Source organism: Acidovorax sp. 93 (genome assembly GCF_003633835.1).
GTDB classification, from domain to species: Bacteria; Pseudomonadota; Gammaproteobacteria; order Burkholderiales; family Burkholderiaceae_C; genus Acidovorax; species Acidovorax facilis.
Genome location: NZ_RBIT01000001.1, coordinates 1,734,872 through 1,747,101, shown reverse-complemented (window position 1 = coordinate 1,747,101; position 12,230 = coordinate 1,734,872). Strand labels below are relative to the sequence as shown.

General features: G+C 62.2%; 14 protein-coding genes, 2 tRNA genes and 1 pseudogene. 15 read left to right on the top strand and 2 right to left on the bottom strand.

Annotated features, from left to right (window positions below; translation table 11 throughout):
• The first annotated feature begins 61 nt into the window (after window positions 1-61).
• The 14 genes and pseudogenes from C8C93_RS07910 to C8C93_RS07845 all read left to right on the top strand — a co-directional run bounded on the left by C8C93_RS07910 (window position 62) and on the right by C8C93_RS07845 (window position 9,532).
• On the top strand, window positions 62-1,282 hold the full coding sequence (locus C8C93_RS07910) for an IscS subfamily cysteine desulfurase (protein ID WP_055395862.1): 1,221 nt from the start codon (window positions 62-64) through the stop codon (window positions 1,280-1,282).
• A gap of 39 nt (window positions 1,283-1,321) precedes the next feature.
• A complete protein-coding gene (iscU, locus tag C8C93_RS07905; RefSeq protein WP_121420096.1) occupies window positions 1,322-1,726 on the top strand; it encodes a Fe-S cluster assembly scaffold IscU in 405 nt (134 codons plus the stop codon).
• Between the two features lie 26 nt (window positions 1,727-1,752).
• On the top strand, window positions 1,753-2,076 hold the full coding sequence (gene iscA / locus C8C93_RS07900) for an iron-sulfur cluster assembly protein IscA (RefSeq protein ID WP_008904781.1): 324 nt from the start codon (window positions 1,753-1,755) through the stop codon (window positions 2,074-2,076).
• Window positions 2,077-2,163: 87 nt separating this feature from the next.
• Window positions 2,164-2,682, top strand: a complete 519-nt coding sequence (gene hscB, locus C8C93_RS07895; RefSeq protein ID WP_121506483.1) for a Fe-S protein assembly co-chaperone HscB — start codon at window positions 2,164-2,166, stop codon at window positions 2,680-2,682.
• Window positions 2,683-2,762: 80 nt separating this feature from the next.
• A pseudogene (gene hscA / locus C8C93_RS07890) lies at window positions 2,763-4,633 on the top strand (Fe-S protein assembly chaperone HscA).
• A 41-nt stretch (window positions 4,634-4,674) separates the two neighbouring features.
• Window positions 4,675-5,013, top strand: coding sequence for an ISC system 2Fe-2S type ferredoxin (gene fdx, locus C8C93_RS07885; RefSeq protein WP_055395870.1), 339 nt, complete (start codon window positions 4,675-4,677; stop codon window positions 5,011-5,013).
• Window positions 5,013-5,726, top strand: a complete 714-nt coding sequence (gene dnaQ / locus C8C93_RS07880; protein WP_121506482.1) for a DNA polymerase III subunit epsilon — start codon at window positions 5,013-5,015, stop codon at window positions 5,724-5,726. The genes fdx and dnaQ overlap by 1 nt, the downstream gene beginning before the upstream one ends.
• A gap of 37 nt (window positions 5,727-5,763) precedes the next feature.
• Window positions 5,764-5,838 (top strand) — tRNA-Val (locus tag C8C93_RS07875).
• Between the two features lie 48 nt (window positions 5,839-5,886).
• Window positions 5,887-5,961, top strand: a tRNA-Val gene (locus C8C93_RS07870).
• Between the two features lie 187 nt (window positions 5,962-6,148).
• Window positions 6,149-7,186 carry a histone deacetylase family protein gene (locus C8C93_RS07865; protein WP_121420100.1) on the top strand — a complete coding sequence of 346 codons (1,038 nt, stop codon included), beginning with the start codon at window positions 6,149-6,151 and terminating at the stop codon, window positions 7,184-7,186.
• A 29-nt stretch (window positions 7,187-7,215) separates the two neighbouring features.
• A complete protein-coding gene (locus tag C8C93_RS07860) occupies window positions 7,216-8,313 on the top strand; it encodes an NAD(P)/FAD-dependent oxidoreductase (RefSeq protein ID WP_121506481.1) in 1,098 nt (365 codons plus the stop codon).
• A gap of 146 nt (window positions 8,314-8,459) precedes the next feature.
• Entirely contained in the window at window positions 8,460-8,762 is a 303-nt protein-coding gene (locus tag C8C93_RS07855; RefSeq protein WP_008904788.1) for a DUF883 family protein, read from the top strand.
• A 42-nt stretch (window positions 8,763-8,804) separates the two neighbouring features.
• Complete coding sequence (locus C8C93_RS07850) at window positions 8,805-9,200, top strand: phage holin family protein (protein WP_055395878.1); 396 nt, start codon at window positions 8,805-8,807, stop codon at window positions 9,198-9,200.
• Window positions 9,200-9,532: a hypothetical protein gene (locus C8C93_RS07845; protein WP_121506480.1), complete on the top strand. Its 333-nt coding sequence runs from the start codon at window positions 9,200-9,202 to the stop codon at window positions 9,530-9,532. Before C8C93_RS07850 ends, C8C93_RS07845 begins: the two co-directional genes overlap by 1 nt.
• A 106-nt stretch (window positions 9,533-9,638) precedes the next feature.
• Here C8C93_RS07845 and C8C93_RS07840 read toward each other — a convergent pair whose 3' ends face one another.
• Window positions 9,639-10,691 carry a quinone-dependent dihydroorotate dehydrogenase gene (locus tag C8C93_RS07840; RefSeq protein WP_121506479.1) on the bottom strand — a complete coding sequence of 351 codons (1,053 nt, stop codon included), beginning with the start codon at window positions 10,689-10,691 and terminating at the stop codon, window positions 9,639-9,641.
• Window positions 10,692-10,728: 37 nt separating this feature from the next.
• On the opposite strand from C8C93_RS07840, the gene rpiA reads away from it, so the two are divergent.
• A complete protein-coding gene (rpiA, locus tag C8C93_RS07835; protein ID WP_121506478.1) occupies window positions 10,729-11,418 on the top strand; it encodes a ribose-5-phosphate isomerase RpiA in 690 nt (229 codons plus the stop codon).
• Window positions 11,419-11,506: 88 nt separating this feature from the next.
• On the opposite strand, the gene C8C93_RS07830 is transcribed toward rpiA, so the two are convergent.
• Window positions 11,507-12,160: a DUF4124 domain-containing protein gene (locus C8C93_RS07830; RefSeq protein ID WP_370108469.1), complete on the bottom strand. Its 654-nt coding sequence runs from the start codon at window positions 12,158-12,160 to the stop codon at window positions 11,507-11,509.
• Window positions 12,161-12,230 lie beyond the last annotated feature (70 nt).

The window sequence follows — 12,230 nt, the reverse complement described above, 5'->3', positions numbered from 1 at the left end:
TTTTGAACCAGTTTTTGTTTCTTATTGCGTTTGCCAGCCAGCAACCACTACTGAGCCAGCCATGGACATGACCCCGCACTTCCCCATCTATCTCGACTACGGCGCCACCACCCCCGTGGACCCCCGTGTGGTCGATACCATGATTCCCTGGTTGCGTGAACACTTCGGCAACCCGGCGTCGCGCAGTCATGCCTGGGGCTGGGAGGCTGAGGAAGCGGTTGAAAAGGCGCGGGTGCAGGTGGCAGACTTGATCGGTGCGGACCCGCGTGAAATCGTGTGGACCAGCGGCGCTACCGAATCCATCAACCTGGCCTTGAAGGGTGCAGCGCACTTCTACAAAGGCAAGGGCAAGCACCTCATTACGCTCAAGACCGAGCACAAGGCCGTGCTGGACACCATGCGTGAGCTGGAGCGCCAGGGTTTTGAAGCCACTTATCTGGATGTGCAGGAAGACGGTCTGGTCAACATGGATGCCCTGAAGGCCGCCATCCGCCCCGATACGGTACTGATCAGCATCCTGTTCGTGAACAACGAAATCGGCGTGATCCAGGACATCCCTGCTATCGGCGCGCTGTGCCGTGAAAAGGGCATCCTGCTGCACGTGGATGCCGCCCAGGCCACAGGCCGGGTCGAGATCGACATGAACGTGCTGCCCATCGACCTGATGAGCATGACCGCACACAAGACCTACGGACCCAAGGGCGTTGGCGCGCTGTATGTGCGCCGCAAGCCTCGTGTTCGGCTGGAAGCGCAGATGCACGGCGGTGGTCACGAGCGTGGCATGCGTTCGGGCACCTTGCCCACGCACCAGATCGTGGGCATGGGTGAAGCCTTTCGCATCGCCAAAGAAGAAATGGCCGAGAGCAATGCCAAGGCCCATGCCTTGCAGCAGCGCTTGCTCGATGGCTTGAAGGACATTGAACAGGTGTTCATCAACGGCAGCATGGAGCGCCGCGTGCCGCAGAACCTGAACATGAGCTTCAACTTCGTCGAAGGCGAATCGCTCATCATGGGCATCAAGGGCCTGGCGGTGTCGTCGGGTTCTGCCTGCACATCCGCCAGTCTGGAGCCCAGCTACGTGTTGCGCGCCCTGGGCCGCAGCGACGAGCTGGCACACAGTAGCCTGCGCATGACCATCGGCCGTTTCACGACCGAAGAAGAGATCGACTACGCCATCTCCACCATCCGCGAGAACGTGGCCCGCCTGCGCGAATTGAGCCCACTGTGGGAGATGTACAAGGACGGCATCGACATCAGCACCATCCAGTGGGCTGCGCACTGATTTACTGAAGATTTTGGAAGAATTGAAGAGGTACACATCATGGCTTACTCAGAAAAAGTGGTTGACCATTACGAAAACCCCCGCAATGTGGGTTCGTTCGACAAGGGCGACGATTCGGTGGGCACCGGTATGGTGGGCGCGCCCGCCTGCGGCGACGTGATGAAGCTGCAGATCAAGGTGAACCCCGAGACCGGCGTGATTGAAGACGCGCGCTTCAAGACCTACGGCTGTGGCTCGGCGATCGCCTCGTCTTCGCTGGTGACTGAATGGGTCAAGGGCAAGACGCTGGACGAAGCGGCAGCCCTCAAGAACAGCGAGATCGCTGAAGAGCTGGCCCTGCCGCCCGTCAAGATCCATTGCTCCATCCTGGCTGAAGATGCCATCAAGGCTGCTGTGCTCGACTACAAGACCAAGCACGCAGCCACTGCAACTGCCGCTGCCTGATTTGACAGATAAATAGATCGAGAGACATGGCCATTACGCTGACAGAAGCCGCTGCACGGCACGTCAACCGCTACTTGTCCCGCCGAGGCAAGGGTCTGGGAGTGCGCCTGGGAGTCAAGACGACCGGCTGCTCCGGGCTTGCCTACAAGCTCGAATATGTGGACGACAGCGAGCCTGAGGACATCGTGTTCGAGAACCACGGTGTCAAAGTGCTGATTGACCCCAAGAGCCTGGCCTACATCGACGGCACCGAGCTGGACTTTGTGCGCGAGGGTCTCAATGAAGGCTTCAAGTTCAACAACCCCAACGAGCGTGACCGCTGCGGTTGTGGGGAGAGTTTCCGCGTTTGATCACCAACTGCTTTCGCGCCGTCGAACCGCCATCGCGTCGCGTGCTGGCGGTTTTTTCTTGGATTTCCGCATTCAGCCTACTAGCGCATGAACCTGCAATCTGACGACTTTGAATTGTTTGGCCTTGCGCGCCGCTTTGCCCAGGAGCGCAGCGCCATCGATGCGCGCTGGAAGGAACTGCAGCGCGAAGCCCACCCCGACAAATTCGCGGCGCAGGGTGCGGCGGCGCAACGCGTGGCCATGCAGTGGTCCGTGCGCATCAACGAGGCTTACCAACGCCTGAAAGATCCAATGCGCCGTGCGGCCTACCTGTGCGAACTGCACGCAGCCCCCATCAATGCCGAGGACAACACGGCCATGCCCACTGCGTTTTTGATGCAGCAGATGGAGTGGCGCGAGGCTTTGGGAGATGCCCGCGCAGAGAGCGAACTCGACACCTTGGACGACGCTGTCGCGCAGGCCCGCAGCGCCGCGCTGGCGCAGTGCAAGCAACTCATCGACCAGCAGCAGGACTACGCGGGCGCGGCCCGCCAGGTCAGAGCCCTCATGTTCATTGCGCGATTTGCCGACGACATTGAACGACGCCGAGAGCAACTGGGACAATAGAGCGGTTTTGCCTTCCCCTTGGGGCCTCTATCGTTTGCTGATCTGACGGTAGGCTCCACCACGTTGAGACCCGAAATTTCATGGCGCTTTTGCAGATTTCCGAACCTGGCCAATCTCCCGACCCACACCAGCGGCGCATTGCCGTGGGCATTGACCTGGGCACGACCCATTCGTTGGTTGCCGCCGTGCGCAATGGCGTGGCAGAGTGCCTGCCCGACGCGCAGGGTAGGGTGCTGCTGCCCTCCGTTGTGCGCTACCTCGAAAACGGTGGTCGCCAGATCGGATATGACGCCGTGGCGGCGCAGGCCCAGGATGCGCGCAACACCATCGCCTCGGCCAAGCGCTTCATGGGGCGTGGCCTGAAAGACGTGGCGGAAGCGGGCAAGTTGCCCTACGACTTCGTGGTTGCTGCCGATAGTGACGAGGGCGGTATGGTCAGTCTCGCTACGGTGGATGGCAACAAGTCGCCCGTTGAGGTCAGCGCTGAGATCCTGGCCACGCTGCGCTACCGAGCCGAAGACACCTTCAACGACGATCTCTATGGCGCCGTCATCACCGTGCCGGCCTACTTTGACGACGCGCAGCGCCAAGCCACCAAGGATGCGGCCAAGCTTGCCGGTATTAACCTGCTGCGCCTTATCAACGAGCCCACCGCTGCCGCGATTGCCTATGGCCTGGACAACGCCAGCGAGGGGGTCTATGCCGTATACGACCTGGGCGGAGGCACCTTTGACATCTCGATCTTGCGCCTGACGCAGGGCGTGTTTGAAGTCATTTCCACGGGGGGTGACTCGGCTTTGGGGGGGATGACTACGATGCCGCGCTGGCTGACTGGGTCCTGCAACAGCTAGGGCTGCGGGCGACCACTGCAGCCGACAAATCCGCCGTGCGCATGGCTGCACGCGCCTGCAAGGAGGCCTTGACTGCTACTGATTTGGCAGCATTCAGCGCTTTACTATCAAGCGCTGAGGCCCGATTTGACGTCAAACGGTCGGACTTTGAAGCGATCACAGCCGACTTGACGGCACGCTCCATGGCCGCAGTGCGCCGTGCGCTGCGTGATGCCCATCTGGCACGGGACGAGGTGCAAGGCGTGGTGATGGTGGGTGGCTCCACCCGCATGCCGCAAGTGCAGCGCGCCGTTGAGGAGTTCTTCGGCAAGCCGCCGCTGACCAACCTCAATCCCGATGAAGTCGTAGCCTTGGGCGCCGCCATCCAGGCCAATCAGCTGGCGGGCAACAACACCTCAGGTGATCTGCTGCTGCTTGATGTGATTCCGCTGTCGCTGGGCATCGAAACCATGGGCGGGCTGGTGGAACGCATCGTGGCGCGTAACGAGACCATTCCCACCGCCAAGGCGCAGGACTTCACCACGTACAAGGATGGTCAGACCGCCTTGGCGATCCATGTGGTGCAGGGCGAACGCGACCTGGTGCAAGACTGCCGCAGCCTCGCGCGTTTTGAGCTGCGTGGCATCCCGCCCATGGCCGCAGGGGCTGCTCGCATCCGTGTGACCTTTACCGTCGACGCCGATGGACTTTTGAGTGTGAGTGCGAAGGAGCAGGGTAGCGGTGTGGAAGCGCGCATTGATGTGAAGCCGTCATATGGTCTCTCCGATGACCAGATTGCGCGCATGCTGCAGGACGGGTTTGCCACTGCCGCGCAGGACATGAAGGCTCGCGCCGTGGTCGAGGCGCGCGTGGATGCCGACCGTATGCTGATCGCCACCCAGAGTGCGTTGGATGCGGATGGCGATGTGCTCAGCCCCAAGGAGCGCGCCGCCATCGATGCCTTGATGGTGGCCCTGCGCCACCAGCGCGATGCCGATGATGCCGCTGTCATCGAAGCCGCGACCGATGCACTGGCCAAAGGCACCGAAGGTTTTGCGGCCCAGCGCATGAATCGCGGCATCCAGCAGGCATTGGCTGGCAAGAACGTCGCGAGCCTCTGAGCGTGCCCGGCGCATCCCTCTGAACAAGAAAAAGACACCCCATGCCCGTCATCAAAATCCTCCCCCATCCCGAATACTGCCCCGCAGGCACTGAAATCACGGCGCCTGCTGGCACCTCGATCTGCGAAGCGCTGCTGGACAACCACATCAATATCGAGCACGCCTGTGACATGAGCTGCGCCTGCACCACCTGCCACGTCATCGTGCGCCAGGGGCTGAGCTCGCTCAACCAGGCCGAGGAAGAGGAAGAAGACCTGCTGGACCGCGCCTGGGGCCTGGAGCCACAATCGCGCCTGTCGTGCCAGGCCATCCTTGCGCAAACCGATGTGACCGTGGAAATTCCCAAGTACACGATCAACCACGCGAAGGAAAACCACTGATGTCCCGGCAAATTGTTTTGGACACTGAGACGACCGGCCTTTCGGCCGAAGGTGGTGACCGCATCATTGAACTGGGTTGTGTGGAGCTGCTCAACCGCAAGCTGACCGGCAACAACCTGCACCTGTATTTCAACCCGGGCCGCGACAGCCACGAAGACGCGCTGAAGGTGCACGGCATCAGCAATGAGTTTTTGAAGGACAAGCCCAAGTTCGCCGAGGTGGTGGATGACATCCTGCAGTACCTGCAAGGCGCCGAGATCATCATCCACAACGCCGCATTCGATGTGGGCTTTCTGAACAAGGAGCTGGAACTGTTGGGGCGTCCCGCGTTTCGCACCTATGTGGAGAGCGTGACCGACACGCTGGCCATGGCCAAGGAGATGTACCCGGGCAAGCGCAATTCGCTCGACGCTCTGTGCGACCGCCTGGGTGTGGACAACTCGGGCCGCACGCTGCATGGCGCCTTGCTGGATGCCGAGCTGCTGGCCGATGTGTACATCAATCTCACGCGCGGCCAGGATGCCCTGCTGATTTCCGACGATGCGCAGGACAGTGGCGATGGCCTGAAGATCGCAGCCATCGACCTGCGCGGATTGAACTTGCCCATCCTGCGTGCCAGTGAGCAGGAACAGGTGGCCCACGCGGAGCTGCTGGCGCAGATCGACAAGGCCAGTGGTGGCAAAACAATTTGGAGAACTGTTCAGGGGGCCTGAAAAGCTGTGCCATAATAGAGGGCTGTCACAGAGACACGGGTGATTAGCTCAGCGGTAGAGCACTGCCTTCACACGGCAGGGGTCACATGTTCGATCCATGTATCACCCACCACGCTTTTTGACTTCTTGCGAATGCACTCTGTTTCAGGGTGCCTACGTCGGGTGATTAGCTCAGCGGTAGAGCACTGCCTTCACACGGCAGGGGTCACATGTTCGATCCATGTATCACCCACCAATTTAAAAACCCCTGCAGATTTTGGTCTGCAGGGGTTTTTTCATGGGCGTTTGCATAGGCGGCTGTTTCGCCTGCTGCACGCCGCAGAGAGGCTAAAGTGTCGGACTTGATTCCACGGCGGTTGCATTTCCTGGGACCGCACTCGCTGTCCTCTGGCCTCTTTGCCGCTATCGATACGCCCTGACCCATGATCACCTTCCACAATCCGTTTCACCAGGGTCACGCCCCCGTCCATGAATTTTTTCGCGGCGAACGCGTGCCGTGTTTTGAGAAGCCTGCACGCGTGAACTATGTCGAAGAGGCGCTGCGGGCGCGCGGCCATGGCCTGATGGCCCCGGATGTGGATAGCGCCCCCGTGTTGTCTCAGGTGCACGCGCCACGCTATTTGGCCTTTTTGCAGACCGCTTGGCAGCATTGGCTGGCCCTCGATCCTGCCAACGCTGGAGTGCAGCCATTCCCGTCGGTCTGGCCCGTGCGTACCTTGCGCAGTGATCTGGAGCCTGAGAACTTTGTGGCACGCCTGGGCCTGTACTCCATGGACAACGGCACCCCCATGGCGTCGGGTACCTGGGCTGCAGCCAAGGCGGGGGCCGATGCTGCCGCCAGCGCTGCGACCCTTGTGGCGCAAGGGGCCCGCGTGGCGTTTTGCTGCACACGGCCGCCCGGCCACCATGCCGGCCCCGACTTCATGGGCGGCTATTGTTTTCTCAACAATGCTGCCGTGGCCGCACAGGTGCTGCGCAACCAGGGTGCACAGCGTGTGGCGTTGCTTGATGTGGACTACCACCATGGCAACGGCACACAAAGCATCTTCTACGATCGGGCCGATGTGCTGTTCATCAGCATCCATGGCGATCCCCGCACCGAGTACCCGTTTTATCTGGGCCATGCGGACGAAACCGGGGTGGGCGAGGGCGCGGGATTCAATCTGAACCTGCCGCTGCCTGCAGGCACCAGTGCGACGACCTGGTTCGATGCGCTGGAAAGCGCCTGTGCGCGTATTGCCAGCCAGGGGGCCGACGCCCTGGTGGTCTCCCTCGGGCTCGATACCTTTGAAGGCGATCCCATCTCGAAGTTTGCGCTGGCGTCCGCCGATTTCACCCGGGTGGGTGAGCGCCTTGCACGGGCGGGCCTGCCCACCGTCTTTGTGCTGGAAGGTGGCTATGCGGCTGCAGAACTGGGCACCAACGCCGTCAATGTGCTCGACGGATTCGAGCAGGTTTGAGGATGCGGTGCCTATTGGAGGGCTGAGTGATGGCGGATGCTGTTGATTGTGTGGTGGTTGGTGCGGGTGTCGTGGGCCTTGCCGTCGCGCGGGCGCTGGCCCTGCAGGGCCGCGAAGTGATGGTGCTGGAGTCTGTCGATGCCATCGGAACGGGTATCAGCTCGCGCAACAGCGAGGTGATCCATGCCGGGATCTACTACCCTACCGATTCGTTGAAGGCCAAGCTGTGCGTGCGAGGCCGAGACATGCTGTATGCCTACTGCATTGAGCGCAATGTGCCTCACCGCCGCTGCGGCAAACTCCTGGTGGCAACCTCGACGGGCCAGTTGTCAAGTCTTGAGTCCATCCAGGCGCGGGCGCAAGCCAACGGCGTGCTGGATCTGCGCTGGCTGGGTCGCCATGAAGCCCAGGCCATGGAACCTGCGCTGGAATGTGTTGCCGCTTTGTTTTCGCCCAGTACCGGCATTGTGGACAGCCATGCCCTGATGCTCGCGCTGCAGGGCGATTTGGAGCATGCGGGGGGACTTGTTGCACTGAATTCGCCCCTGGCGCTTGCGGAATGTGCGCAAGATGCTATAAATTTGGAAGCATTCGACGGTACGCGCTTGCGAGCGCGCACGGTGGTCAATGCAGCAGGGCTGCACGCCCCCGCGCTGGCCCGCCGATTCGCAGGGCTGGGGGTGGATCATGTGCCCCATGCCCGCTATGCCAAAGGCAGCTATTTCACGCTGTCTGGCAAGGCACCCTTCAGCCGCTTGATCTACCCTGTGCCCGAGGCCGCAGGCCTGGGCGTGCACCTGACACTAGACCTGGGTGGGCAGGCCAAGTTCGGCCCCGACGTGCAGTGGGTGGATTCGCGAGATGACCTGTTGGTAGACCCCGCACGCGGATATGCGTTTTACGCCGAGGTCCGCAAGTACTGGCCCGCGCTGCGCGACGGGGCGCTGGCACCCGGCTATGCGGGCATGCGACCCAAGATCCATGGGCCGGATGAGCCGGCAGCGGACTTTGTGATCCAGGGGCCGTCAGTCCATGGCATCCCCGGTCTCGTGAACCTGTTTGGCATTGAGTCCCCGGGGTTGACAAGTTCTCTGGCGATTGCAGAACATGTGGCCGCACTCGTTTGATCTGGGGCAAGCCATTTGCAATCGGTAACCTCTTGAGACCCCGTCCTACGAAGGGGAACAGAGTGGATGACTAAGATGAACTGGTGTTCTGCACGGCTGTGCCGACAGGGCTGACTGATTTTTTTGTTGCTTAAAGAAAGGCTTGTATGACTGCTTCCGACACCACCACGACCCAGGGCGAACTGGAAAAGCTGGTTTCTGATCTGCGGGGGCTACTGGCCAACAAAGATCTCGACGCGGTTCCGGAAATCAAGCTGCTGCGCCAGCGTCTTGACGATGGCATGCACAACGTGCGCGAGTCTGCCGTGCGTGCGGCGCAAGATGCCGCCCGCCAGGCCAAAGAAGCGGCACTTGCGGCCGACCGCTATGCGCATGATGAGCCATGGCGCGTGGCCGGGGCCGCACTGGCGGTGGGCGCTCTGGTGGGCTTCCTGCTTGCACGCCGCTGATCCGGGCCGTCAGGGCTCGGTTGCACAACACGGGGGCTGCGCATGAACTGGCTTTCTCTTCTGGGGCTGGAGTCGCTGGTGGCCCGGTGGCGCGCCAATGTGATCGAAGGCGCCATTGCGGCCGAAGACCGGATGGACCTCGCCCGTCTGGAATGGCAGGATCAGAAACAACGCCTGCAGCAGATGCTGGTGTTGACCATCGTGGTGGCAGGGCTCACCGTGGTGGCCCTGATCATGCTTTCGTTGGCGGTGCTGGTTCATTTCTGGGATACCCCCCATCGCACGCTGGTGGCCTGGTTGGTCGCGGCCGTGTGGACTGTGGGATGGGCCGCGACGCTGATGTCGCTGGTTTCCGTGGTTCAGAAGGCGGGCAATGGCTTCGCCCTCACGCGCCGCGAACTCGCACAGGACTGGCGTGACATCAAGGAGCGTTTGTAATGGCGACGACCCCTTCATCTCCATCCCCCATGTCACAGCCTGTGTTTCCCCCGCCGACGGCTGCCCAGCAGCGGGTGCTGGACCGCATTGCCCTGCAACGCGAACGTCTTCGCGCTCGCAGGGCTGCGCGGGCCCAGTCGCTGGCCTTGGCGCAGCGTGACCCTGGGGCAGGCGGCATGGACGAATCCCTGGCGCTTCGCGCCGCAGGGTTTGCGCGGGAGCATCCCCTGGCTGTTGCGGCCATGGCAGGGGTTGCCTTGGTGGCAGGGCCGCGCCGCCTGATTCGTTGGACGGGTGTGCTGCTGCCCATGTTGATGCGGCTGCGGCGCTAGGCCGGTGCTGCACGCACCTGCGCAAGGCGGCCTGCCTCTCGCAAACACAAAGAGCCGCTGATCACAGCGGCTCTTTGTGTTTCCGGCTCAGCGGGGCGACCTGGACTCAACCCATGGCTTTGATGGCCTTTGCGGCCTTCACCACCAAAGCGGGGCCTTCGTAGATCAGTCCGGTATAGATCTGCACCACGTCGGCGCCCGCGCGGACTTTGCTGACGGCATCCTCTGCGCTCATGATGCCGCCCACACCAATGATGGGAAAGCGGCTGCCCAGTGCGGCCCGCAACTGGCGGATGACCTGGTTGCTGGCCTCCAAAACCGGCGCTCCGCTCAGGCCGCCGGTCTCTCCTGCATGGCGCAGGCCTTGCACGGCAGTGCGGCTGATGGTGGTATTGGTCGCGATCACGCCGTCCATCCCGTGGCGCTGCAGTGTGGCGGCGATCACGGACACCTGGGCTTCGTCGAGGTCGGGGGCAATCTTCACAAACACCGGCACGCGGCGGCCATGCTGTGTGGCCAGGGCCTCACGCCGCTCGGCGATGGCACCCAGCAGGGCGTCCAGGGCAGCGTCGCTTTGCAGAGCGCGCAGGTTCTGGGTGTTGGGTGAGCTGATGTTGACTGTGACGTAGTCAGCGTGGGCGTAGACGCCCTCCAGGCAGGTCAGGTAGTCGCTGGTGGCATTCTCGATGGGGGTGGTGGCGTTCTTTCCGATGTTGAGGCCCAGCAGAAGGGGATGTTTGCGGCTTTGGGTGCGAAATTGCGCCTGCTGCACGTTGTGCAGGAAGGCGTCCAGGCCCTCGTTGTTGAAGCCCAGGCGGTTGATCAGCGCCCGGGCTTCGGGCAGGCGGAACATGCGCGGCTTGGGGTTGCCGGGCTGCGCCTTGGGCGTCACCGTGCCCACTTCGACAAAGCCGAAGCCCATGGCACCCAGCGCGTCGATGCAGCGGGCGTTCTTGTCCAGGCCTGCCGCCATACCCACGCGGTTGGGAAAAGTCAGGCCTGCCAGTTCCACGGGGTCGTCCACGGTTTCGTTGCACCAGGCCCACTGCAGCGGAGTGCGCTGCCCGCGTGCCAGCATGTCCATGGTGAGTTCGTGGGCGGTCTCGGCATCCATGCCAAAGAGAAAGGGGCGGGTGAGGGCGTAGGGGATCAGGGACATGGAGGGATAATTCAAGGATTACCCCTGATTTTCTCCCATGACGACCACTCCTTCCCTAACCCAAGACGAACTCAAGACCCTGGTAGGCCAAGCCGCACTGCAATATGTGGTGCCTGGCGAGATTGTGGGCGTAGGCACCGGCTCCACCGTCAACAAGTTCATTGACGCACTGGCTACCATCAAGGACCAGATCAAGGGTGCTGTCTCCAGCTCGGTGGCCAGCACGGAGCGGCTCAAGGCGCTCGGTATTCCAGTGTTTGATGCCAACGAAGTGGCTTCGCTTGCGGTCTACATCGACGGTGCCGACGAGATCGATGGCAAAGGCCATATGGTCAAGGGCGGTGGCGCTGCGCTGACGCGCGAGAAGATCGTCGCGGCACTGGCCACGCGTTTTGTGTGTATTGCCGATGAATCCAAGCTGGTCCAGGCGCTGGGGCAGTTTCCCTTGCCGGTCGAGGTGATCCCCATGGCTGCCAACCACATTGCACGGCGTTTTGCGGCGATGGGGGGGCAGGCGCAGCTGCGGATGCGGGATGGGCAACCCCTGGTGACCGACAACGGTCAACACATCCTGGATGTCCGTGGGCTCTCGATCGCGGACCCGTTGGCGTTTGAATCCGACATCAACCAGTGGCCGGGGGTGGTGACGGTGGGGGTTTTTGCCCACCAGAAGGCGTCTGTCTGCCTGTTGGGCACCGCACAGGGTGTGAAAACGCTCACCTACTGAGCATGAACTCCTGAGCAGTTTTTCCGGCAAAGAAAAAGGGGCCTGAATAGGCCCCTTTGTTTTGGCCGCGCGTTCCCGCACTCCGAGATCAGAACCGGATACCTGCGGGATTGCTGGGTGATGGCCCATCATTGACAGGTGCGGGCGGGCGCGCCCTGGACGGTGCTGCGGGCGCTGGGGCCGAGGCCGCTGCTGCAGGTTCTGCCGCCTTGACGGCCACCAATGGCGTGGGCGCTGGCTGGCGGTAGTTTCGGGGCAGTGCTGATTGTTTCGGGTAACCCGCAGCGTCCAGATACTGTACCCATTCCCCTTCGGAAAAGCCTGCGAGCTGCTGGCCGCCGATGGTGCCGAAGGGCAGGCCGGTACCGCCACTCAACCTTTGAAACGCCGCTATGTCTTCGTTGCTGGACACGGTGCGCTCGGTGAACGGGACACCCCGTGACGTGAGCAGGTTGCGCGCAGAGGTGCAGGGCGGGCAGTCGTTGCCGGTGTAGAGAGTGACCGGAAAGCGGTTGGCAACCTGGCGCAGCTCGTAGGGCAGCGCGCCGTTGGCAATAGCGGGCGCCTCGTTGGCCGTGCGGGCGGGCTGCGCGTTGGCATTGGCGTCGGCGGGAGGTCGGTCCGAAAACGTCACTTTGCCATCCGGGCCGACGATGCGGTAGACGCCTTGTGCTTGCACGCTGGCGCAGGCCAGTGTCATCAGCAAAGTCGCCAACAGGGGGGCGGTCAGTGGCTTGTGCATGTTCATTCTCCTTGCTCCTTCTTTGTCGTCAGGCCTGGGTGCAACGTGTGCATTTCAGGCCGTGGGTTCG

Excerpts from the sequence above, each read along its gene's own strand:
- C8C93_RS07910 (WP_055395862.1), top strand. The coding sequence starts at position 62 with ATGGACATGACCCCGCACTTCCCCATCTATCTCGACTACGGCGCCACC.
- iscU (WP_121420096.1), top strand. The coding sequence starts at position 1,322 with ATGGCTTACTCAGAAAAAGTGGTTGACCATTACGAAAACCCCCGCAAT.
- iscA (WP_008904781.1), top strand. The coding sequence starts at position 1,753 with ATGGCCATTACGCTGACAGAAGCCGCTGCACGGCACGTCAACCGCTAC.
- hscB (WP_121506483.1), top strand. The coding sequence starts at position 2,164 with ATGAACCTGCAATCTGACGACTTTGAATTGTTTGGCCTTGCGCGCCGC.
- fdx (WP_055395870.1), top strand. The coding sequence starts at position 4,675 with ATGCCCGTCATCAAAATCCTCCCCCATCCCGAATACTGCCCCGCAGGC.
- dnaQ (WP_121506482.1), top strand. The coding sequence starts at position 5,013 with ATGTCCCGGCAAATTGTTTTGGACACTGAGACGACCGGCCTTTCGGCC.
- C8C93_RS07865 (WP_121420100.1), top strand. The coding sequence starts at position 6,149 with ATGATCACCTTCCACAATCCGTTTCACCAGGGTCACGCCCCCGTCCAT.
- C8C93_RS07860 (WP_121506481.1), top strand. The coding sequence starts at position 7,216 with ATGGCGGATGCTGTTGATTGTGTGGTGGTTGGTGCGGGTGTCGTGGGC.
- C8C93_RS07855 (WP_008904788.1), top strand. The coding sequence starts at position 8,460 with ATGACTGCTTCCGACACCACCACGACCCAGGGCGAACTGGAAAAGCTG.
- C8C93_RS07850 (WP_055395878.1), top strand. The coding sequence starts at position 8,805 with ATGAACTGGCTTTCTCTTCTGGGGCTGGAGTCGCTGGTGGCCCGGTGG.
- C8C93_RS07845 (WP_121506480.1), top strand. The coding sequence starts at position 9,200 with ATGGCGACGACCCCTTCATCTCCATCCCCCATGTCACAGCCTGTGTTT.
- C8C93_RS07840 (WP_121506479.1), bottom strand. The coding sequence starts at position 10,691 with ATGTCCCTGATCCCCTACGCCCTCACCCGCCCCTTTCTCTTTGGCATG.
- rpiA (WP_121506478.1), top strand. The coding sequence starts at position 10,729 with ATGACGACCACTCCTTCCCTAACCCAAGACGAACTCAAGACCCTGGTA.
- C8C93_RS07830 (WP_370108469.1), bottom strand. The coding sequence starts at position 12,160 with ATGCACAAGCCACTGACCGCCCCCCTGTTGGCGACTTTGCTGATGACA.